A 20965-nucleotide genomic window follows, 5' to 3' on the forward strand; every position below is an offset into this window, starting at 1 on the left:
GAGGATTAAATCATGGGGTTGCATTAACATGAATAATTATTTTAGCGGGCGATAACTTTAGCTTCGTGATAATAAATTAAATTACTTAAAATAAACTTTATGGCTCAGTCACAAAGCCGACAGCGTTAATACGGTTGTCGTTTTTAGTTTTAAAGTCCTGTGTTACCGTTTCGGTGTATTTAGTTGATACGGCGTTTAGCGCTTTTGAATTCATAGTGCTGCGCAATTTTAATATTGCATCCTGACCCTACGTGACCTCTTTATTATTCAGGTAAAAATATGAAAAATAATTCACTCAACCAACCGATAGATAAAACATTGCCGAACGGGCAAGCGACTCGACTTTTCACCAATATCGAAGTCGGCGCTGTGCCGTTAACGCTGTTTATCGGTATCGCCGCGATAGTGGCGCTCTCCGCGGGCGCGGGGTTGTTGCCAAAAAACATGATTGGCGGACTGGCGGTCATCATGACCCTGGGGTTCGCGCTGGCGAAAATTGGCCGCATGGTGCCGGTGTTAAAAGATATTGGCGGTCCGGCGATTTTGTGTTTGATGATGCCCTCAGTGCTGGTCTACTTTGGCGTGTTTGAAGCGCATACGCTCGATACCGTGCATTTGCTGATGAAGGAGGCCAATCTCCTCTATTTCGTCATCGCCTGCCTGGTGGTCGGCAGTATCCTGGGAATGAACCGCACGATTCTGATCTAGGGGATGGTGCGCATGTTTGTCCCGCTGGTGGTTGGGACCGGCGGGGCAATCGCCACCGGCCTGCTGGTGGGCAGCTTATTCGGCTACAGTCTGTATCACACCTTCTTCTTTATCATTGTGCCGATTATCGGCGGCGGCATTGGCGAAGGGATCCTGCCGTTGTCGCTGGCTTATTCGGCGATCCTCGGGCAGACGCCTGATGTCTACGTGGCCCAGCTGGCGCCGGCGGCGGTGGTGGGTAACATCTTCGCCATTATCTGCGCCGGCTTTCTGGCCCGCATGGGCGCCCGTCGCCCGGCGCTGTCCGGCAACGGGCTACTGATCCGCAGCCATGAAGATAACAGCGTCTTTGCGCAGAATCAGAGTACGCAGCCGACCGATTTTCAGCTCATGGGCGCCGGGTTGCTGATGATTTGCGCCTTTTTCATTGTCGGCGGCCTGCTGGAGAAGGTGGTGCATATTCCGGGGCCGGTGCTGATGATTCTGGCGGCGGTATTCTGCAAATATACCAAAGTTATCCCGGCGGCGATGGAGCTGGGGGCGCACAGCTGCTACAAGTTCGTCTCCGCCGCGCTGGTGTGGCCGCTGATGATCGGCCTGGGCATGCTGTATGTACCGCTGGAGAGCGTGGTATCGGTCTTCTCCGTTGGCTACGTCGTGGTGTGCGGCTCAATTGTCTTTGCCATGGCGCTGAGCGGGTTCTTTATCGCTTCACGTCTTAATATGTATCCTGTGGAAGCCGCCATTGTCACCAGCTGCCACAGCGGGTTAGGCGGAACGGGGGATGTGGCCATTCTCTCGGCCTCAAACCGCATGGGATTGATGCCGTTTGCACAGATTGCGACGCGTATCGGCGGGGCGTCGACGGTGATCGCCGCGACGCTATTGCTGAGCTGGATGGTGTAGCCTGCCGGAGGGCGAAAAAACCTGCCAGCCGTATCGCTGGCAGGCAGACACCGAGGCTTACTCGACGGTGAGGATACGCGTGGTGTTGGTGCTGCCGATGGTGCTCATCACGTCACCCTGGGTAACAACCACCAGATCGCCGGAGACCAGGTAGCCTTTGTCCCGCAGCAGATTGACGGCATCGTGCGCAGCGGCCACTCCGTCATTCTGGCTGTCGAAGAACACCGGCGTCACCCCGCGGTAGAGGGCGGTCAGGTTCAGGGTGCGCTCGTGGCGGGACAGAGCGAAAATTGGCAGACCGGAGCTGATGCGCGAGGTCATCAGCGCGGTGCGGCCTGATTCGGTCATGGTGATGATAGCCGTGATGCCTTTCAGGTGGTTGGCGGCATACATCGCCGACATGGCAATCGCTTCTTCCACGTTGTCGAACTGGACGTCCAGACGGTGTTTGGAGACGTTGAGGCTCGGGATTTTTTCGGCGCCCAGACACACGCGCGCCATCGCGGCCACGGTTTCCGACGGGTATTGACCGGCAGCGGTTTCCGCGGAGAGCATCACGGCATCGGTACCATCCAGCACGGCGTTGGCCACGTCCATGACTTCCGCACGGGTCGGCATCGGGTTGGTGATCATCGACTCCATCATCTGGGTGGCGGTAATGACGGAACGGTTCAGCTGACGCGCACGACGAATCAGCGCTTTCTGGATGCCCACCAGCTCCGGATCGCCGATTTCGACGCCAAGGTCACCGCGGGCAACCATCACCACATCGGAGGCGAGGATCACGTCGTCCATGGCGTCCTGATCGCAGACGGCTTCCGCACGCTCGACTTTGGCGACGATTTTCGCATCACAGCCGGCATCGCGCGCCAGGCGACGGGCGTAGTTCAGGTCTTCGCCGCAGCGCGGGAAGGAGACGGCGAGATAGTCGACGCCGATTTTAGCGGCGGTGACGATATCGGCCTTGTCTTTGTCGGTCAGCGCTTCGGCAGACAGGCCGCCGCCGAGCTTGTTGATCCCTTTGTTATTGGACAGCGGGCCGCCAACGGTCACTTCAGTGAAGACTTTCATCCCCTGAACTTCGAGGACTTTCAGCTGCACACGACCATCGTCGAGCAGCAGGATATCGCCAGGCACGACGTCCGCCGGCAGACCTTTATAGTCGATTCCGACTTTCTCTTTATCGCCTTCGCCCTTGCCGAGGTTGGCATCGAGCAGGAATTTATCGCCGACGTTGAGGAAAATTTTGCCTTCTTTGAAGGTCGATACGCGAATTTTTGGTCCCTGGAGGTCGCCGAGGATGGCCACGTGACGGCCCAGTTTTGCCGCAATCTCACGCACTTTATCGGCACGGAGCTGATGATCTTCCGGGGTGCCGTGAGAGAAGTTCATACGCACTACGTTTGCGCCCGCGGCGATAACTTTTTCCAGGTTGTTATCGCGGTCAGTTGCCGGGCCTAAGGTAGTAACGATTTTGGTTCTGCGAAGCCTTCTGGACATGTAATACTCCGTTGACTGATACAACTTTGGTGTTGCGTGAACATGGATTCGGTAGCGCCAGCCTGCAACGTCGCACAGCCGGATCGTTATCGAAGGTGTAATGGGGTACTGCTTGTTATCAACTTTTATTGATTATCACTGGGTACGAACGGTTCTTTATCAAAACGCGATTCCTTCAGCGCTTCCTTGACCCTCTTCAAGTTATCTCTGAATTTTGCCCCCCGGCGCAGGGTAAAGCCTGTCGCCAGCACGTCAATGACGGTCAACTGGGCCAGACGCGAGACCATCGGCATATAGATGTCGGTATCTTCCGGCACATCCAGGGTAATGGCCAGCGTGGCCTCCCGGGCCAGCGGCGAGCCGGGGGAGGTGAGAGCGATCACCATGGCATCGTTTTCACGCGCCAGCTGCGCCAGCTCTACCAGGCTCTTGGTTCTTCCGGTATGTGAGATAATCACCACCACATCATCGTCATCGCAATTCATACAACTCATGCGTTGCAGGACAATGTCGTCGGAATAGATGACCGGCACGTTAAAGCGGAAAAATTTGTTCATCGCGTCATGAGCGACCGCCGCCGAGGAGCCGAGGCCGAAAAAGGCGATTTTTTTTGCCTGAGTCAGCAGATCCACCGCACGATTCACCGCCGACATGTCGAGAGAATGATGGACCTGATCTAAACTCGCCATGGCCGATTCAAATATTTTTCCCGTGTATGACTCAACGCTGTCGTCTTCATCAACATTGCGGTTAACATAGAGCGTGCCGTGCGCAAGGCTCTGGGCGAGATGCAGTTTGAAGTCAGGAAAGCCGCGGGTTTCGAGACTACGGCAGAAGCGATTGACGGTCGGTTCGCTCACTCCGGCCTCAAGGGCGAGGGCGGCGATGCTCGAATGAATGGCCTGCGCGGGGGTGGCAAGGATCACTTCCGCCACTTTGCGTTCAGATTTGCTAAGGTGTTCCAGTCGGGACTGGATTTTTTCCAGCATGTTCATTAGTAACAGGGCGCTCATCAATGGAAACGATTTCATTAATGGGTGAAATCATCGGGCGTTTTAGCAAGAATATACCCCTCCGCAAGCGCAAGCGGTGAGGAATGACGGGAAAAAATGTTGTTTTTTTTCATTACATGATCAGAGTCGTATTTTACTGACCTGAAACAGGTACAAACAACGAACAATATCAGCCAGATGCCTAAATCATCGCCGAATGTTTTCACCCTGTGCGGTTTTCCCGCTGCAAACGGAGGGGAAGGCTTTCGGGAAACAGGTAAACACAGTACAGTGCAGTGTAAGAAAATTACAAATATAGCCTGGCAAAAGCACCAGACTATCAACTGAGGAGAATGACATGGCGGTAACGCAAACGGCCCAGGCATGCGACCTGGTCATTTTCGGCGCGAAGGGCGACCTGGCGCGGCGTAAATTGTTGCCTTCCCTGTATCAGCTTGAAAAGGCGGGCCAGATCCACGCCGACACCCGGATCATTGGCGTCGGCCGTGCCGACTGGGATAAAGCGGCTTACACCAAAGTGGTGCGCGAAGCGCTGGAAACCTTCATGAAGGAAAAAATTGATGAAGGTTTGTGGGATTCCCTGAGCGGCCGCCTGGAGTTCTGTAATCTTGACGTCAATGACACCAGCGGCTTCACCCGCCTGGGTGACATGCTGGACCAAAAGAATCGCGTCACCATCAACTATTTCGCCATGCCGCCGAGCACCTTTGGCGCCATCTGTAAAGGTCTGGGCGAAGCGAAGCTCAATGCCAAGCCTGCGCGCGTGGTTATGGAAAAACCGCTGGGCACCTCGCTGGAAACCTCGCGGGAAATCAACGATCAGGTCGGCGAGTTTTTTGAAGAGTGCCAGGTCTACCGTATCGACCACTACCTCGGAAAAGAGACAGTCCTCAACCTGCTGGCGCTGCGCTTTGCCAACTCTCTGTTCGTCAATAACTGGGACTGCCGTACCATCGATCATGTGGAAATCACCGTCGCGGAAGAGGTAGGTATTGAAGGGCGCTGGGGGTACTTCGACCAGGCCGGACAGATGCGCGACATGATCCAGAACCACCTGCTACAGATCCTGTGCATGATTGCCATGTCGCCGCCGTCCGATCTCAGCGCCGACAGCATCCGTGATGAAAAGGTCAAGGTGCTGAAATCCCTGCGCCGTATTGACCGCTCCAATGTGCGCGAGAAAACCGTTCGCGGCCAGTACACCGCCGGCTTTGCCCAGGGCAAAAAAGTGCCAGGCTACCTCGAAGAAGAGGGGGCGAACAAAACCAGCAACACCGAAACCTTCGTGGCGATCCGCGTTGATATCGATAACTGGCGCTGGGCTGGCGTACCGTTCTATCTGCGTACCGGCAAACGTCTGCCAACCAAATGTTCCGAAGTGGTGGTTTACTTCAAAACGCCGGAGCTGAACCTGTTTAAAGAGACCTGGCAGGAGCTGCCGCAGAACAAGCTGACCATTCGTCTGCAGCCGGACGAAGGGGTGGATATCCAGGTCCTGAATAAAGTGCCGGGCCTCGACCATAAGCACAACCTGCAGATCACCAAGCTGGATCTGAGCTACTCCGAAACCTTCAACCAGACGCATCTGGCCGATGCCTATGAACGTCTGCTGCTGGAGACCATGCGCGGTATCCAGGCGCTGTTCGTCCGCCGCGATGAAGTGGAAGAGGCATGGAAGTGGGTGGACTCCATCACCGAAGCCTGGGCGGCCGACCGCGATGCGCCGAAACCGTATCAGGCCGGGACCTGGGGACCGGTGGCCTCGGTGGCCATGATCACCCGCGATGGCCGCTCGTGGAACGAGTTTGAGTAAGCTCGCGATCTTATCCGTCAGGGTTATTTTACCGGTAACATGATCTGACGCAGAAAGTCGCACGCTTTTTAATCTTTTAAGCCCCGTGAGGATTCACCCACGGGGCTTTTTTTATTAGACTGCCTTCAGACATTTTGCCCCTGAGCGCTGGTGTTGGTGGCTTCGGACACCAAAACACGTCATCTCGCAGCGGCCGGACAGATAAAATTTTGAGGAGCCTTTATGAATTCGACAATGTTACGGGTAACAAATCGCATTATCGAACGGTCGCGTGATACCCGCGCGGCTTACCTCGCAAGGATTAACCAGGCCAAAACCGACACCGTGCATCGTGCGCAACTGGCCTGCGGCAATCTGGCTCACGGTTTCGCGGCCTGTCAGGCCGACGACAAAGCCTCTCTGAAAAGCATGTTGCGCAACAACATCGCCATCATCACCTCCTACAACGATATGTTGTCCGCGCACCAGCCCTATGAATACTACCCGGATATCATTCGCAAAGCGCTGCACAGCGCCAATGCGGTCGGTCAGGTGGCCGGCGGCGTGCCGGCGATGTGCGATGGTGTGACCCAGGGACAGGACGGCATGGAGCTCTCTCTCCTGAGTCGCGAAGTGATCGCCATGTCCGCGGCCATCGGCCTGTCGCATAACATGTTCGATGGCGCTCTGTACCTCGGCGTGTGTGATAAAATTGTGCCCGGACTAACCATGGCCGCGCTCTCATTCGGCCACCTGCCGTCGGTCTTTATTCCCTCCGGTCCGATGGCCAGCGGCCTGCCTAATAAAGAAAAGGTTCGTATTCGCCAGCTGTACGCGGAGGGCAAAGTTGACCGCATGGCGCTGCTGGAGTCCGAAGCCGCTTCTTACCACGCGCCGGGAACCTGTACGTTCTACGGTACGGCGAACACCAACCAGATGGTGGTGGAGTTTATGGGCATGCAGTTGCCGGGCTCGTCCTTTGTCCATCCGGATGCTCCGCTGCGGGAAGCGCTGACCGCCGCCGCCGCGCGCCAGGTCACCCGCATGACCGGCAATGGCAACGAGTGGATGCCGTTGGGCAAAATGTTTGACGAAAAAGTGGTGGTCAACGGCATTGTGGCGCTGCTGGCGACCGGCGGCTCCACCAACCACACTATGCACCTGGTGGCGATGGCCCGCGCGGCGGGCATTATCATTAACTGGGATGATTTCTCCGACCTGTCAGACGTGGTACCGCTGCTGGCGCGCCTCTACCCCAACGGTCCGGCGGATATCAACCATTTCCAGGCAGCGGGCGGCGTTCCGGTTCTGGTGCGCGAGCTGCTGAAAGGCGGCCTGCTACATGAGGACGTTCACACCGTCGCTGGCTTCGGTCTGTCGCGCTACACCCTCGAGCCGTGGCTCAACAACGGCGAGCTGGACTGGCGGGAAGGGGCGACGGCGCCGCTTGACGATCAGGTCATCGCGACATTCGAGAAACCGTTCTCCCGTCACGGCGGCACCAAGGTGCTGAGCGGTAACCTGGGACGCGCGGTCATGAAAACCTCGGCAGTCCCGGCTGAGAACCAGGTGATCGAGGCGCCGGCGGTGGTGTTCGAGAGCCAACACGACGTGTTGCCGGCCTTTGAAGCGGGTCTGCTGGACAAAGACTGCGTGGTGGTGGTCCGTCATCAGGGGCCAAAAGCGAACGGGATGCCAGAATTACATAAACTTATGCCGCCACTTGGTGTATTATTGGACCGCCGTTTCAAAATAGCGCTGGTGACCGATGGCCGACTCTCTGGCGCCTCCGGTAAAGTCCCGTCAGCCATCCACGTCACGCCTGAAGCCTATGACGGCGGGTTGCTGGCGAAAGTGCGCGATGGCGACCTTATTCGCGTGAACGGGCAGACGGGGGAACTGACGCTGCTGGTGGACGATGCCGAACTGGCGGCGCGTCAGCCGCATATCCCTGACCTCAGCGCGTCGCGCGTAGGAACCGGTCGGGAGATGTTTGGGGCGCTGCGTGAGAAGCTCTCTGGCGCGGAGCAGGGCGCAACCTGCATCACTTTTTAAGACGATTTAATTTGTAGATCTGGCGAGAGAAAATCCTGATGAAAAACTGGAAAACAACAGCAGAAGCAATCCTCACCTCCGGTCCGGTTGTCCCGGTTATCGTAGTGAAAAAGCTGGAACACGCGGTACCGATGGCGAAAGCGCTGGTCGCGGGCGGCGTGCGCGTCCTGGAAGTGACTCTGCGCACCGAGTGCGCCCTGGAGGCGATCCGCGCGATTGCTAAAGAAGTGCCGGATGCGATTGTCGGCGCGGGCACGGTTACCAACGTCGAGCAGCTGAAAGCGGTAACGGAAGCCGGCGCGCAGTTCGCTATCAGCCCGGGGCTGACTGAATCTCTGCTGAAAGCGGCGACCGAAGACGGCACTATTCCGCTGATCCCAGGGATCAGCACCGTCTCCGAGCTGATGCTGGGCATGCAGTACGGTCTGAAAGAGTTTAAATTCTTCCCGGCGGAAGCCAACGGCGGCGTGAAAGCGCTGCAGGCGATTGCTGGTCCGTTCGGTCACATTCGTTTCTGCCCGACCGGCGGTATCTCCCCGGCTAACTACCGTGATTACCTGGCGCTGAACAGCGTGCTGTGCATCGGGGGCTCCTGGCTGGTGCCGGCCGACGCCCTGGAAGCTGGCGACTACGATCGCATCACCACCCTGGCGCGTGAAGCGGTGGAAGGCGCGAAGTAAACCGCGCCTCAAGGTCAACAACCCGGTTAGCGGCAACGTAACCGGGTTTTTTTGTCTTTACCCTTCGACGATAACCGCCGCGGCGGCGGTTTTAGCCCGCGCCACAGCCTCTTCCACCGAATCGGCGACGGCGAGGGTCACCCCCAGACGACGGGTGCCGTCAATCTCCGGCTTGCCGAACAGACGCAGCTGCAGGCCAGCTCCGACGGCCGACTGCAGCTGGCCGAAGCTGACGTTCTGACTGGTCAGCTGCGGAAGGATCACTGCGGAAGCGGCCGGACCATACTGGCGGATAGCGCCGACGGGCAATCCAAGAAAGGCGCGAACGTGCAGGGCGAATTCCGAGAGATCCTGCGAAATAAGCGTCACCATTCCGGTGTCGTGCGGGCGCGGGGAGACTTCGCTGAAGATCACCTCGTCGCCGCAAACGAACAGCTCCACGCCGAACAGGCCATAACCTCCCAGCGCGAGCACCACCTTGCGGGCGATATCCTGCGCGCGTTCAAGGGCCAGGTGGTTCATCTGCTGCGGCTGCCAGGACTCGCGGTAGTCGCCGTCTTCCTGACGATGGCCGACCGGGGCGCAGAAATGCACGCCATCGACGGCGCTGACGGTGAGCAGGGTGATTTCAAAGTCGAAATTTACCACCCCTTCGACGATCACCCGCCCGGCGCCGGCGCGGCCGCCCTGCTGGGCGTAGCGCCAGGCTTCGCTGAGCTGGTCAGACGAGCGGATAAAGCTCTGGCCTTTACCGGAGGAGCTCATCACCGGCTTGACGATGCACGGCAAGCCGATCTCCGCTACCGCCGCGCGGAAGGCTTCTTCACTGTCGGCGAAACGGTAGCTGGAGGTGGGGAGCTGCAGCTCTTCGGCCGCCAGACGGCGAATGCCTTCGCGGTTCATGGTGAGCTTCGCTGCCCGCGCCGTGGGGACCACTTTCTGCCCGGCCTGCTCCAGTTCGACCAGGGTATCGGTGGCGATAGCTTCGATCTCCGGCACGATGTAATCGGGTTTTTCCTGTTCGATCAGCGCGCGCAGGCTCTCGCCGTGCAGCATATTGATGACGTGTGCGCGGTGGGCGACCTGCATCGCCGGGGCATCGGGGTAGCGGTCGACGGCGATAGTTTCAATGCCCAGACGCTGACATTCGATGGCGACTTCTTTACCCAGCTCGCCGGAGCCTAACAGCATAACTTTGGTGGCTGCCGGGCGCAGCGCAGTGCCTAATACAGTCATAACTCTCTTCCGCAGTAAAAAAAGATGCGGTCGATTATAAACGAAAACGTTTGCGTCTGTCTTTATGCGCGTGAGTTGAGTCCGGAAGGGAAATTTGCTATACTGTATAAAAATACAGTGCTAAGAGGCTGCAGCATGGCGGTTGAAATTAAATATGTAGTGATCCGCGAAGGTGAGGAAAAAATGTCTTTTGCCAGCAAAAAAGAGGCCGACGCTTACGACAAAATGCTCGATCTGGCAGAGGTGCTGAATGACTGGCTGGTAGCATCGCCGCTGGAAATGGACGATGCCCAGCGCGATACCATGGCGATGTGGCTGGCGGAGCGTAAAGAGGCGCTGCAGCATATTCTGCGCGCCGGCAGACTGCCGGAGCAGGATGCGACTGCGCACGATGCGCCCGCGCCGTCAACGGACGCTGAGGCTTCCCCGGCGGAAGAGGCCGCCGCGCCAGCTGCCAAAACGCGGAAAGCCAAAGCGGCCTGATGGCTGGCGGTCAGCCGCTGATGGGCTGATGGGCTGGTCGGTCTGTCGGCTGGGCCCGGTGCCGCCGCCGCGCGCACCTTTGCGCATCTTTAGCCATGTCTAACATTTCCTGACATCGCGTCGTTTAGGCTGATAACAGTGTTTGTCACCTGAGAGGAAAACCATGGCTAACTGGCTAAATCAACTGCAGTCGCTGCTCGGACAGCAGGGCGGGTCGCCGTCCGGCGAGTCGTCAAAAGGGAGCGCCCTGCTGCCCGGCGCCATCGGCGGGCTGGCGGGGCTGCTGGCGGCCAGCAAATCGTCACGCAAGCTGCTGGCGAAATATGGCACCAGCGCGCTGCTGGCTGGCGGTGGGGCGGTGGCGGGTACCGTATTGTGGAACAAGTATCAGCAGAAAATGCGCGCTCAGAACACGCCCGCTCCGACACCCGAGGCGGCTGCGGCGCCGACGGAGGTCGATCCGCGCAGCGTGCGGTTGATCACCGCCCTGGTGTTTGCCGCCAAAAGCGATGGTCATATCGACGATCACGAGCGGGCGAGGATTGAAGCCCAGCTTCGGGAGGCCAATATAGACGTGCAGGCCCGGGTGCTGATTGACCAGGCGCTGGCTCAGCCGCTGGATCCGCAGCGTCTCGCCGAGGGCATCGTTGACCCGCAGGAGGCGCTGGAGATCTACTACGTCAGCTGCGCGGTGATTGATATCGACCACTTTATGGAGCGCAGCTATCTCAACGCCCTGGGTGAGGCTCTGGCGTTGCCAAAAGATGTCCGGGCCGACATCGAACAGGACATCCAGTCACAAAAACAGGCGCTAAGCGTTTAAATTATCACGTTTCGCTTGCATCGCCCGCGTCTTTTGCCACCCTTATAGACACGTCATCATTCAGGCGCCACCCTGCGGCCTGAATGCTCTTGTGTCACGAAAAAGCAGCAGAAGAATAACATGCCACCTAAAGCCAAACGGATCCCTCACGCCATGACCTTGCATGGCGATACACGCATCGATAACTATTACTGGCTGCGCGACGATGAACGCGCGCGGCCTGATGTGCTGGAATATCTGCACGCGGAAAACGCCTACGGCAAGCAAGTGATGGATTCGCAGCTCAGCCTGCAGGAGCGTCTGCTGAAAGAGATTATCGACCGCATTCCGCAGCGGGAAGTCTCTGCCCCCTATAGTAAAAACGGCTTTCGCTACCGGCAGGTGTATGAGCCGGGCTGCGAATACGCTATCTACCAGCGACAGTCGGTGCTGAAAGAAGAGTGGGACGAGTGGGAGATCCTGCTTGATGCCAACCAGCGGGCGGCAAAGAGCGAGTTTTACACCCTGGGCGGGCTGGGCATTGCGCCCAACAACCAGTTGATGGCGGTGGCGGAAGATTATCTCTCCCGTCGCCAGTACGGTCTGCGTTTTTGCGACCTCAGCAACGGCGAGTGGTATCCGGAGACCCTGGAAAATGTCACCTCCGGCTTTGCCTGGAGCAACGATTCACGCTTTGTGTGGTACGTGCGTAAACATCCCACCACGCTGCTTCCTTATCAGGTCTGGCGCCACACCGTCGGGACGCCGGCGCAGAGCGACGTGCTGGTCTACGAGGAAAAAGATGAGACCTTCTACGTCAGCGTGCATAAAACCACATCCCAGCAGTTCGTGGTGATTTATCTCTCCAGCGCCACCACCAGCGAAGTACTGCTGCTCAACGCCGAACTGCCAGACGCCGAGCCGGTCTGCTTCCTGCCGCGGCGTAAAGATCATGAATATAGCCTCGATCACTATCAGCACGCCTTCTATCTGCGATCCAACCGGGACGGGAAGAATTTTGGTCTCTATCGTACCGTGCTACGCGATGAAGATCAGTGGACCACGCTGATCCCGCCGCGTCACGACGTGATGCTTGAAGGATTTACCCTGTTTACCGACTGGCTGGTCGTCGAGGAGCGTCAGCGCGGCCTGACCAGTCTGCGGCAGATTAACCGCAAGACCCGGGAGGTGGTGGGGATCGCCTTTGACGATCCGGCCTATGTCACCTGGCTTGCCTATAATCCGGAACCCGAAACGTCGCGCCTGCGCTACGGCTACTCCTCGATGACGACGCCCGACACCCTGTTTGAACTGGATATGGATACCGGCGAACGACGGGTGATCAAGCAGCAGGAGGTGAAGGGGCTGGACACCCGCTGCTATCAGAGCGAGCACCTGTGGGTGACCGCCCGCGATGGCGTCGAAGTCCCGGTCTCGCTGGTCTACCATCGCGACCATTTTCGTAAAGGGAGCAATCCGCTGCTGGTCTATGGCTATGGCTCGTATGGCGACAGTATCGATGCCGATTTCAGCGCCAGTCGGCTGAGCCTGCTCAACCGCGGCTTTGTCTACGCCATCGCCCACGTCCGCGGCGGCGGCGAGCTGGGTCAGCAGTGGTATGAGGACGGTAAATTCCTGTGTAAGAAAAATACCTTTAACGACTATCTCGACGTCTGCGACGCGCTGCTGGCTCAGGGGTACGGCGACCCGCGGCTCTGCTATGGCATGGGCGGCAGCGCCGGCGGGATGCTGATGGGGGTGGCCGTTAACGAGCGTCCAGAGCTGTTCCACGGCGTGATAGCCCAGGTGCCGTTCGTCGACGTGGTAACCACCATGCTGGATGAGACCATTCCGCTGACGACCGGCGAATTTGAAGAGTGGGGGAACCCGCAGGATGAAACCTATTACCACTACATGAAAAGCTACAGCCCCTACGACGGCGTGAAGGCGCAGGCGTATCCGCATATGCTGGTGACCACCGGGCTGCACGATTCCCAGGTGCAATACTGGGAGCCGGCGAAGTGGGTGGCAAAACTGCGTGAACTGAAAACCGACGATAACCTGCTGCTGCTTTGCACCGATATGGACTCCGGGCATGGCGGAAAATCCGGGCGCTTTAAAAGCTATGAGGGGGTGGCGCTGGAGTACGCCTTTTTCATCGCCCTGGCGCAGGGGACACTGCCGGGGAAAGCGGCAGTGTAGGGGCTATTCCCCGAGGTAATGCTTGAGCGTGAGGCGCAGTTCGGGGCTCATACGGTCGAGATTGTTGAATAACCAGCGCAGATAGCCTGGATCGTTTTCAGCAATCTCGGCGACGGCTTTACCGCGATATTTGCCGAAGGTAAAGGTGGTGAGCAGCGCCGGCCGACCGGTGATATCGGCCATTTCGTCAGGCGTCCAGCCGGAAACGTTGATGATATCCAGCAGCAGCGCAGCGGTGATATAGCAGTCATACAGCGCCCGGTGGTGATGCAGCCCCGGCGGCGTGGCCACGTTCAGCTTGCGTGATTTATAGAGCCCCATATTACTGTATTTGATCCCCGGCCACAGCCGGCGGGCCAGCTTCATCGTACAGATCCACTCGCCATGCATCTCCGGTAGCACCCGACGATCGAAGCTGGCGTTATGCGCGACGTACCACGGGCTGCCATGATAGTGCGGAATAATCTCCTCAATCCACGGCTTATCGGCGACCATCTCTTCGGTAATCCGGTGGATAGCCATCGCCTGCGGGCTGATGGGGCGGTCAGGACGCACCAGATGACTCATGGGATTGGTGATTTGCCCGTCGACAATGTCGACCGAGGCGATTTCAACGATGCCCCCCTGCAGTCCGCAGGTTTCGGTATCAATGACGCGCAGCATGGCTCGCTCCAGAGCAAAACAATAAGCGTAAAGTAATTGGTCGGGCTTGCCAACCGACGGCGAGGGGACAAGTAGGCATTATTTCTGTTTCGGCTCCCAGGGCAGGCGGGACAGTGAAACGGAGGCCAGCCGATGGGCGATCAGCCGTTCGCGGAACCAGTCGCGCAGATGGGCGGGCTGCTCACGCTCGACCAAATCAGCGACCACCGGCATATTATACCGCTCTTTAAAGGCGACGCCGGCGGCGGCGAGATCGACGTTAACTTTATCCATCTCATCTTGCGAAATTTTGGCCAGATTTCTTTCCATCATACACTCCACTCTGCTTGTAAACCCGGTCAGGGCCTGACGCCCGGCTCGACTCTGCCATTATACAGGGTTATTCTCTGTGCTACAGACATAACAAAAGGGAATGACGAATATGCGACTTCTTGCTGGACGCGCATTGCGCCTCTCCGTTGCGTTTGCCGGGCTATTAACCGCGGCGGGCGCGCTCGCCCACGCTCACCTGCAGCAGCAGATCCCCGCCGCCGGGGCGCAGCTGGCGGCCTCCCCGCAGACGTTGACGCTCAGTTTCTCCGAAGGCATTGAACCCGCGTTCAGCGGCGTGACCGTCACCGGTCCACAGCAGCATGCGGTGGCCACCGGCAAACTGACCCGCAGCGCCGACAACCCCGCCCAGGTCACCGTGCCTGTAGCGGAAACCTTGCCGCCGGGAGAATACACGGTGGCTTGGCATGTGGTCTCAGTGGATGGCCATAAAACCAAAGGGCAATACACCTTTAGCGTGAAGTAAGCGATGCTGACCGGGCTCTACATTACTCTGCGCTTTGGGCACTTTATCACCCTGATGCTGGCTTTTGGCTGCGTGCTGTATGGCGCCTGGTGGGCGCCGGTGCCGCTGCGACGCGTACTGATGCTGCGCTTCTATCCGCTGCTGCGCCCGCTGCTGCTGATCGGCGCCCTCTCTACCCTGGCGCTGTATCTGCTGCAGGGGGGATTGATGGGCGACGGCTGGGCAGATGTCTGGCAACCCGCCGTCTGGCAGGCGGTGGCGGGCACCCGCTTCGGCGGGGTGTGGATCTGGCAGATCCTGCTGGCGTGGATCGCCCTCGCCGTAGTGTGGATCCGTCCCCGACATGGCGCTCGCCAGCTGGTGGCCCTGCTGGCGGCCCAGCTGCTGCTTTCCGCTGGGGTAGGGCATGCCGCCATGCATGATGGTTTACTCGGCGCCCTGCAGCGGACTAATCATGCTGTCCACCTCTTCTGCGTTGCCAGCTGGTTCGGCGGCCTGTTGCCCTTTATCTATTGCCTGCGCCTGGCGCAGGGGCGCTGGCGGCAGGCCGCGGTCTATACCATGGCGCGCTTTTCACGTTACGGGCATCTGGCCGTCGCCGGCACCCTTGCCAGTGGGATGATCAATGCGCTGTTGATCCAGGGAGGGATGATTGGCGCATCGCCCTGGGGACGTCTGCTGTTGATCAAATGTGCGCTGGTGGCCGGGATGGTGGTAATTGCGTTAGTGAACAGGTATGTTCTGGTACCGCGCATGTCGGCAAGCGGTTCGCGGGCGGAAAGTCTGATCCTACGAACCACGCAGGCTGAGATAGGGCTGGGCGCGCTGGCGCTGCTGGCCGTCAGTCTGTTTGCCACCTGGGAACCTTATTGAATTAACTGGCAAAATCATGAAAAAAATTGTTCTGACCATGTTGTTACTGGCAAGCTCCGGCGCTGCACTGGCGGCGCCGCAAATTATCACCGTGAGCCGCTTTGAGGTAGGGAAGGAGAGCTGGGCGTTCAACCGTGAAGAGGTGATGTTGACCTGTCGTCCGGGCAATGCCCTTTACGCTATCAACCCGAGCACTCTGGTCCAGTATCCGCTCAATGAGGTAGCTGAGCAGCAGGTCAAAGCCGGCAAAACCACCGCCCAGCCGATCTCAGTGATCCAGATCGACGATCCGCAGCATCCTGGGCAAAAAATGAGCCTCGCGCCGTTTATCGAGCGGGCGCAGAAGCTCTGCTAGATTTTCGCGCTATCTCGCTGTAATAGCATAAAAAAAACCGCCCTGCCGGACAACGGCAGTGGCGGTTTTTTGGCTGGCAGCGCCCACTTTTCCAGGAATTATTCGGCCACATTGGCCGCAGACTGGAAAAGCTGACGCGTTAAACTATTCTTATAGTGCAAGGCGACTTAGCCTGCATTAATGCCAACTTTTAGCGCACGGCTCTCTCCCAAGAGCCATTTCCCTGGACCGAATACAGGAATCGTATTCGGTCTCTTTTTATCTTAATCTGTCTGCTTTCGCGATCACCAGCGACATCCTGTCAGTCAATTCAGTCAATTCAGTCAATTCAGTCAATTCAGTCAATTCAGTCAATTCAGTCAATCACCAGGCTGGCTTCTGGATGTCCCGTTATAGCACACCGTTTTTAGCATACACAATTCATTTACACACAAATTGTATCCTGCGGAAGAACGGTATGGGGAAGGCGGAACCGTAAGCGAGGGGAGAGGAAAAGAAAAAACCTGCACCTAAACAGGCCCGGCGTGCAGGTTAACTGGCGGGCCAACATCGGAAGGCTGCTAGTATACATATTTGTATGATAAATAAAATAAACAAAACCTTATTGATTTGGCAATTCATGCGATTAGCCGTCCGCGCCCCCCGAAATGGCGGGAAATAATATTGAGGGGCGTAGTTTCGGGCGTCCGGTATTATTCCGGAACGCTGAAGGTGGGAAATATCTGACTTTCCAGATAGCAGAGTAAAAGCCAAATTTCATCGCTGAAAATAAACCATATGCTGCCCAGCAGCACGACCGCCAGAATAATCAGCAGGAAAATTTCGGTTTTACTCATCATGCTAACGACTATCCAGTGGTCTGCGGGGACCATGATAGTAGCGAAATAAGAACATAATAAGCAAACGCCGCGTGACGGGGCGAGTTCACTGGTCGTGAAATTACTCGCCCGGCAGTGGCTGCGTCAATATTGCCACCTGCTCCGCCAGCTGATCCAGCAGCTGGAATCGACGCCGGTATTCGGCCCGTTTTTTACTGGCGATGCTCTCCAGCGATTTTCTTTCCAGACGCAGCGGTAGCTGCCAGCGCCAGGGGCTTTCCGGCTTGCCGTCGATGGATTGCCAGAATTCGTCGTAGCTGGCGTGGAAATGGCGCCCCTTGCTCAGGCGATAGCGCAGGGCGCGAAACACATGGCCATTATCGCTAACGCCGTAAATCGCTGCGATATGGCTGCGAGCGGCCAGCAGCCAGATAAACTCCAGCAGCAGGCGCTTCGGGAACAGACCGTAGCAGGCGCGGGTCGCCTGCTTGATCACCTCATGAGAAACGTGGCGTCGCGGTCCCTGCAAGCCGCCGATGATCAGCTGCCAGGCTTCGCCATCCCAGGTCACGCTGAAGGTGGCGCTGGCCAGCAGGGTATGATCGCTGTCGCGCAGCCACAGGGTGGTTTCACCCTCACGCTCGGCCTTCCCGGCCGAAGAGGCCGAGAGGGAAAACTGGCGCTCATCCTTTCCATTGAGCGTCAGCAACGGGACCTCGCACACTGCGGTCATGGCATGCGCCAGCCGGGAACCGCGCAGGGTATCGACATAGCGATAATGGCTTATTACCGCCATCGCCCGCTGCCAGGCGTTGAGATCGCGCGTTAGATATTGACGGTGCACTTTCCCCGGCAGCGTCGCCTGCGCCGCCAGCAGCTGGTTAAAATCGTCACGAGCGCTCAGCGCCTCCAGCATCGCTTTAGTCGGGCTATAAAATAATGCCGTGCGCAGTAGAAATTTAAAGCGGTAATTTTTCTGCCGCCATATAGGTGCGGGTGTTAATCTACCCATCACCAGATCGGCAATGAGATGCGAGCGCGGCGTAAGCACGCTGGATGAATGCAGGCTATTGTCTGTCACGATAAACACCTCGTTGTTATTTCCTGCTATTTTAAAACGAGGCGCTGATAAGCTTAATCCTCTGGCCGACTATATTTGCCGTTTGTTTAAAATCGATTGAGGTGTAAATAAAAAACAGCGGCTATAAGCTGGAATTACCTATAATTACAGCAGAGAGGTAATTATATGTATCAGCGTATTAATGGCAGAGACTGGCGTAATATCTGGCTGATGGGCGATTTGCATGGCTGCTTTGCGCTGCTGATGGCGCGCCTGCGCCGACTGCGCTTTGATCCCTGGGCCGATCTGCTGATCTCGGTGGGCGATCTGATCGATCGCGGGCCGCAAAGCGCTGACTGTCTCGGCCTGTTGCGCAGCCGCTGGTTCCGGGCCGTACGCGGGAATCATGAGCAGATGGCGCTGGAGGCGCTGGAGAGCGGAGATATGACGCTCTGGCAGATGAACGGCGGCGACTGGTACGCCCGGAGCAACGTGCGGCAGCGGGATGAAGTCGATCGCCTGCTGGCGCGCTGTCAGCGGCTGCCGTTGATTATTGAAGTGGAGTGCGCAAAAGCGCGGCATGTGATCGCCCATGCCGATTATCCGGCGCCGGTCTATCGCTGGCAGCAGCCGGTGGATCCCCAGCGGGTCCTGTGGAGCCGCCATCGTCTGAGTGAACATCTGGCGGGGCGTCATGGCGCTATCGCCGGGGCTGACCATTTCTGGTTTGGCCATACGCCGCTTCGCGCGCGTTATGACTACGACAATCAACACTATATTGACACCGGCGCTGTGTTCGGCGGCACGCTGACGCTGGTGGCGCTGCAGTCGGCAGACTAAAAGTCACTGTATTCGCTGGCGGGTTGCCAGAAGCCGTCAATAAAATCTTCTATCGGGTAGCAGCCGCCGTGGCGGATCCGCTGATCTTCCATCGCCACCAGGCACTGCGTTTCCTCGCGGTAGACGTCAACCACAATGTCCTCGCAGCCGCCATCCAGATAGCAAATAAACAACACTAAGGCAAACATCCTGGCCTCATGTTCGGGGGGACATACTGTTTAGTGTAGGGGATGACGGCGGGACGGGGAAATAAATAACCCGTCTCAGGCGACGGGTTCATTGGCGTCAGGCAAGGCGCATGACCCAGGCATCGGACTGGCGGTCGTAATGTTTACGGTAGAGGACGGAATGTTCACCATTGAGAATCGCGGGAACGCTGGTGTCGGCATCCCAGGCGTCAAGCTGCATACATAAATCTGGATCGGATTTGCAGGGAATGCTTAACGTTCGCTCACCCTGATGTTCACCATGCAGTTCGGCATCGTCTATCTCAAACGCGCCGATGCGGACATTGGTTTTACTCATCGCTTCACCCCATTTTTTCAGCTGAGTTGTGGTACGACCAGTTGCGGCCGTCATTTTTCAGCGTAGTCAATGGGGGGAAAACCGCCAGTCAAAAAGTGCGTATTTTTTGCGCGGCGTCACACCTTGCCGGCAAAAAGTTTCCCATCGCGTACCAGCTCGCGCGGGTAACTGTTCTTCAGACGGGAGCCGACGCGCTTGGCCAGGCCCAGCGGCACACCCTGGAAGGTGACAATGGCTTCATCCTGCGCTGGCGGGGTTTGCGGATAGACGTCGCGTCCGCGATACCATTCCTCCGCTTCCTCCAGCGTCAGCTCGAAGGCGCGCTGCGGCGCTGCAAAGGCAATAACCGCCTCATGCTGCCAGCGGTAACCCTTATTGTGCAGTTCCGCCAGACGCACGCCAATGCGCGAAAACCGCACCTGACCAAACAGAGGCTCCATAGACTGCGGAAACAGCCACAGCTCTTTATCCCGTTGCCACAGCGTGTGGCTCGCGTCCCATTCCAGCCCGACAGCGCGAGCGGCGGCGGTCGCCGCGGCGGCCTCCCGGCCCTTCAGCGGCGCAAAGGGGAACTTGCCGACCTTGTAGCCCGGCGCCGGGAGCGGATCGATAGACGCAGTCTTGCGCAAGCGGGCGACAAAGAAGCCTTCACAATCGAAGATCTGCGGGAAGACATGCAGAAATCCCTCGGCGGTTAAGGCATCGGCCGCGCCGGGAAACAGCTCTCCCAGCGGCTGGATCGCCACCGCCTGCGGGTAGCGGGACAGCAGCCAGTGAATGACGGACTGATTTTCTTCGCGGTTAAGGGTGCAGGTCGAATAGACCAGCGTCCCGCCGGGGCGCAGGGCATGGAAAGCGCTGTCGATAAGCTCGCGCTGGGTGGCGGCGATGTCGAGGTTGCTCTCCGGCGACCAGTTTTTCAGCGCGTCCGCATCTTTGCGTACCACCCCTTCGCCGGAGCAGGGGGCATCAAGCAGAACGGCGTCGAAGGCTTCGGGCAATGCCGCGCCGAACACTCGGCCGTCGAAATGGGTCAGGGCGACGTTGCTGATGCCGCAGCGGCTGATGTTGGCATGCAGCACTTTCACCCGGCTGGCGGAGAACTCATTCGCCAGGATGCCGCCCGTATTGCCCATCCGGGCGGCGATCTGGGTGGTTTTCGACCCCGGAGCGGCAGCAACGTCCATGACCCGTTCAGGCTGCGGGTTATCGGCGAACAGGGCGGCGACCGGCAGCATTGAGCTTGCTTCCTGTATATAGAACAGCCCGCTGAGATGTTCGGCGGTGCTGCCCAGCGGCAGCGCGTCGTCGTCGTCCCGCTCGATCCAGAATCCCTCCTCGCACCAGGGGACCGGCGTCAGCTGCCAACCATAGGGGGCGACCAGAGAGAGAAAATCATCGACGCTGATTTTCAGCGTATTGACGCGAATACTTCGGCGTAGCGGGCGCTGACAGGCGGCGATAAATTCGTCGAAAGAGAGGTGCGCCGGCATCGCCGCGCGCATTTGAGCAAGAAACGCTTCAGGGAAATAGACAGTATTTTCGGCCACAGGCAGCGCACCACAGAAAAAAAGGGTGCGCAGTTTAGCACAAACGCCCCGGTGCAGGACACCGGGGCGTGAGGTTTGTGTCTGCCCGCGCCCGGCGTTTGCCGGGGC

At 58.1% G+C, this 20965-nt stretch carries 21 protein-coding genes and 1 pseudogene; 12 read left to right on the forward strand and 10 right to left on the reverse strand.

All coding sequences use genetic code 11. The features are described 5' to 3' along the window. Nucleotides 1–279 precede the first annotated feature (279 nt). A pseudogene (locus tag ABLU50_RS25095) lies at nt 280–1614 on the forward strand (2-hydroxycarboxylate transporter family protein). A gap of 57 nt (nt 1615–1671) precedes the next feature. On the opposite strand, the gene pyk reads toward ABLU50_RS25095, so the two are convergent. After that, entirely contained in the window at nt 1672–3114 is a 1443-nt protein-coding gene (gene pyk, locus ABLU50_RS25100; protein WP_002911440.1) for a pyruvate kinase, read from the reverse strand. 125 nt (nt 3115–3239) lie between these two features. Further along, on the reverse strand, nt 3240–4145 hold the full coding sequence (locus ABLU50_RS25105; protein WP_072096624.1) for a MurR/RpiR family transcriptional regulator: 906 nt from the start codon (nt 4143–4145) through the stop codon (nt 3240–3242). A gap of 159 nt (nt 4146–4304) precedes the next feature. Here ABLU50_RS25105 and ABLU50_RS25110 point away from each other — a divergent pair, with 159 nt between their 5' ends. The 4 genes from ABLU50_RS25110 (at nt 4305) to ABLU50_RS25125 (ending at nt 8654) form a co-directional block, all read left to right on the forward strand. Further along, on the forward strand, nt 4305–4454 hold the full coding sequence (locus ABLU50_RS25110) for a hypothetical protein (protein WP_032425929.1): 150 nt from the start codon (nt 4305–4307) through the stop codon (nt 4452–4454). Nucleotides 4455–4464: 10 nt separating this feature from the next. Then, entirely contained in the window at nt 4465–5940 is a 1476-nt protein-coding gene (zwf, locus tag ABLU50_RS25115) for a glucose-6-phosphate dehydrogenase (protein WP_004203394.1), read from the forward strand. 222 nt (nt 5941–6162) lie between these two features. Then, nucleotides 6163–7974 carry a phosphogluconate dehydratase gene (gene edd / locus ABLU50_RS25120; RefSeq protein WP_087832168.1) on the forward strand — a complete coding sequence of 604 codons (1812 nt, stop codon included), beginning with the start codon at nt 6163–6165 and terminating at the stop codon, nt 7972–7974. Between the two features lie 38 nt (nt 7975–8012). Continuing rightward, nucleotides 8013–8654, forward strand: coding sequence for a bifunctional 4-hydroxy-2-oxoglutarate aldolase/2-dehydro-3-deoxy-phosphogluconate aldolase (locus tag ABLU50_RS25125; RefSeq protein WP_002911423.1), 642 nt, complete (start codon nt 8013–8015; stop codon nt 8652–8654). A gap of 57 nt (nt 8655–8711) precedes the next feature. Here the strand turns inward: ABLU50_RS25125 and purT are convergent, their stop codons facing one another. Next, nucleotides 8712–9890, reverse strand: a complete 1179-nt coding sequence (purT, locus tag ABLU50_RS25130) for a formate-dependent phosphoribosylglycinamide formyltransferase (protein ID WP_087832169.1) — start codon at nt 9888–9890, stop codon at nt 8712–8714. Nucleotides 9891–10025: 135 nt separating this feature from the next. Between purT and ABLU50_RS25135 the strand changes: the two genes are divergently transcribed. The 3 genes from ABLU50_RS25135 to ptrB all read left to right on the forward strand — a co-directional run bounded on the left by ABLU50_RS25135 (nt 10026) and on the right by ptrB (nt 13377). Beyond that, entirely contained in the window at nt 10026–10373 is a 348-nt protein-coding gene (locus ABLU50_RS25135) for a YebG family protein (protein WP_004203390.1), read from the forward strand. Between the two features lie 163 nt (nt 10374–10536). Continuing rightward, nucleotides 10537–11196, forward strand: a complete 660-nt coding sequence (locus ABLU50_RS25140; RefSeq protein ID WP_057216051.1) for a tellurite resistance TerB family protein — start codon at nt 10537–10539, stop codon at nt 11194–11196. A gap of 120 nt (nt 11197–11316) precedes the next feature. Further along, nucleotides 11317–13377: an oligopeptidase B gene (gene ptrB, locus ABLU50_RS25145; protein ID WP_004203388.1), complete on the forward strand. Its 2061-nt coding sequence runs from the start codon at nt 11317–11319 to the stop codon at nt 13375–13377. A 3-nt stretch (nt 13378–13380) separates the two neighbouring features. Here ptrB and exoX read toward each other — a convergent pair whose 3' ends face one another. Both exoX and ABLU50_RS25155 read right to left on the reverse strand, forming a co-directional pair. Then, on the reverse strand, nt 13381–14040 hold the full coding sequence (gene exoX, locus ABLU50_RS25150; protein ID WP_004203387.1) for an exodeoxyribonuclease X: 660 nt from the start codon (nt 14038–14040) through the stop codon (nt 13381–13383). Between the two features lie 78 nt (nt 14041–14118). Then, complete coding sequence (locus ABLU50_RS25155) at nt 14119–14349, reverse strand: DNA polymerase III subunit theta (RefSeq protein WP_002911406.1); 231 nt, start codon at nt 14347–14349, stop codon at nt 14119–14121. Nucleotides 14350–14461: 112 nt separating this feature from the next. Here ABLU50_RS25155 and yobA point away from each other — a divergent pair, with 112 nt between their 5' ends. The 3 genes from yobA to ABLU50_RS25170 are packed head-to-tail and all read left to right on the forward strand — an operon-like array spanning nt 14462 to nt 16064. Beyond that, nucleotides 14462–14836 (forward strand): CopC domain-containing protein YobA, encoded by a 375-nt coding sequence (gene yobA / locus ABLU50_RS25160; protein ID WP_004203386.1) that lies wholly within the window; start codon nt 14462–14464, stop codon nt 14834–14836. 3 nt (nt 14837–14839) lie between these two features. After that, complete coding sequence (gene copD / locus ABLU50_RS25165; protein ID WP_057216048.1) at nt 14840–15709, forward strand: copper homeostasis membrane protein CopD; 870 nt, start codon at nt 14840–14842, stop codon at nt 15707–15709. 16 nt (nt 15710–15725) lie between these two features. Continuing rightward, nucleotides 15726–16064 carry a YebY family protein gene (locus tag ABLU50_RS25170; RefSeq protein WP_002911404.1) on the forward strand — a complete coding sequence of 113 codons (339 nt, stop codon included), beginning with the start codon at nt 15726–15728 and terminating at the stop codon, nt 16062–16064. A gap of 692 nt (nt 16065–16756) precedes the next feature. Here the strand turns inward: ABLU50_RS25170 and ABLU50_RS25175 are convergent. Both ABLU50_RS25175 and ABLU50_RS25180 read right to left on the reverse strand, forming a co-directional pair. Then, on the reverse strand, nt 16757–16900 hold the full coding sequence (locus ABLU50_RS25175; RefSeq protein WP_032425946.1) for an Ecr family regulatory small membrane protein: 144 nt from the start codon (nt 16898–16900) through the stop codon (nt 16757–16759). A 103-nt stretch (nt 16901–17003) separates the two neighbouring features. Beyond that, nucleotides 17004–17972 carry a VirK/YbjX family protein gene (locus ABLU50_RS25180; RefSeq protein WP_117434979.1) on the reverse strand — a complete coding sequence of 323 codons (969 nt, stop codon included), beginning with the start codon at nt 17970–17972 and terminating at the stop codon, nt 17004–17006. A 156-nt stretch (nt 17973–18128) separates the two neighbouring features. Here ABLU50_RS25180 and pphA point away from each other — a divergent pair, with 156 nt between their 5' ends. Beyond that, the gene (gene pphA / locus ABLU50_RS25185; RefSeq protein ID WP_087832171.1) at nt 18129–18782 is read left to right on the forward strand and encodes a protein-serine/threonine phosphatase; all 654 of its coding nucleotides are present in this window, start codon (nt 18129–18131) and stop codon (nt 18780–18782) included. Here pphA and ABLU50_RS25190 read toward each other — a convergent pair. From ABLU50_RS25190 to rsmF, 3 genes are all read right to left on the reverse strand, one after another. Then, nucleotides 18779–18970, reverse strand: coding sequence for a YebW family protein (locus ABLU50_RS25190; protein ID WP_002911395.1), 192 nt, complete (start codon nt 18968–18970; stop codon nt 18779–18781). The genes pphA and ABLU50_RS25190 overlap by 4 nt on opposite strands. Nucleotides 18971–19067: 97 nt before the next feature. Further along, nucleotides 19068–19307: a YebV family protein gene (locus tag ABLU50_RS25195; protein WP_002911393.1), complete on the reverse strand. Its 240-nt coding sequence runs from the start codon at nt 19305–19307 to the stop codon at nt 19068–19070. 116 nt (nt 19308–19423) lie between these two features. Continuing rightward, a complete protein-coding gene (rsmF, locus tag ABLU50_RS25200) occupies nt 19424–20857 on the reverse strand; it encodes a 16S rRNA (cytosine(1407)-C(5))-methyltransferase RsmF (protein WP_060656063.1) in 1434 nt (477 codons plus the stop codon). Between the last annotated feature and the right edge of the window lie 108 nt (nt 20858–20965).

The sequence above is a fragment of the Klebsiella sp. GG_Kp173 genome, from assembly GCF_040062415.1.
GTDB lineage: Bacteria > Pseudomonadota > Gammaproteobacteria > Enterobacterales > Enterobacteriaceae > Klebsiella > Klebsiella quasipneumoniae.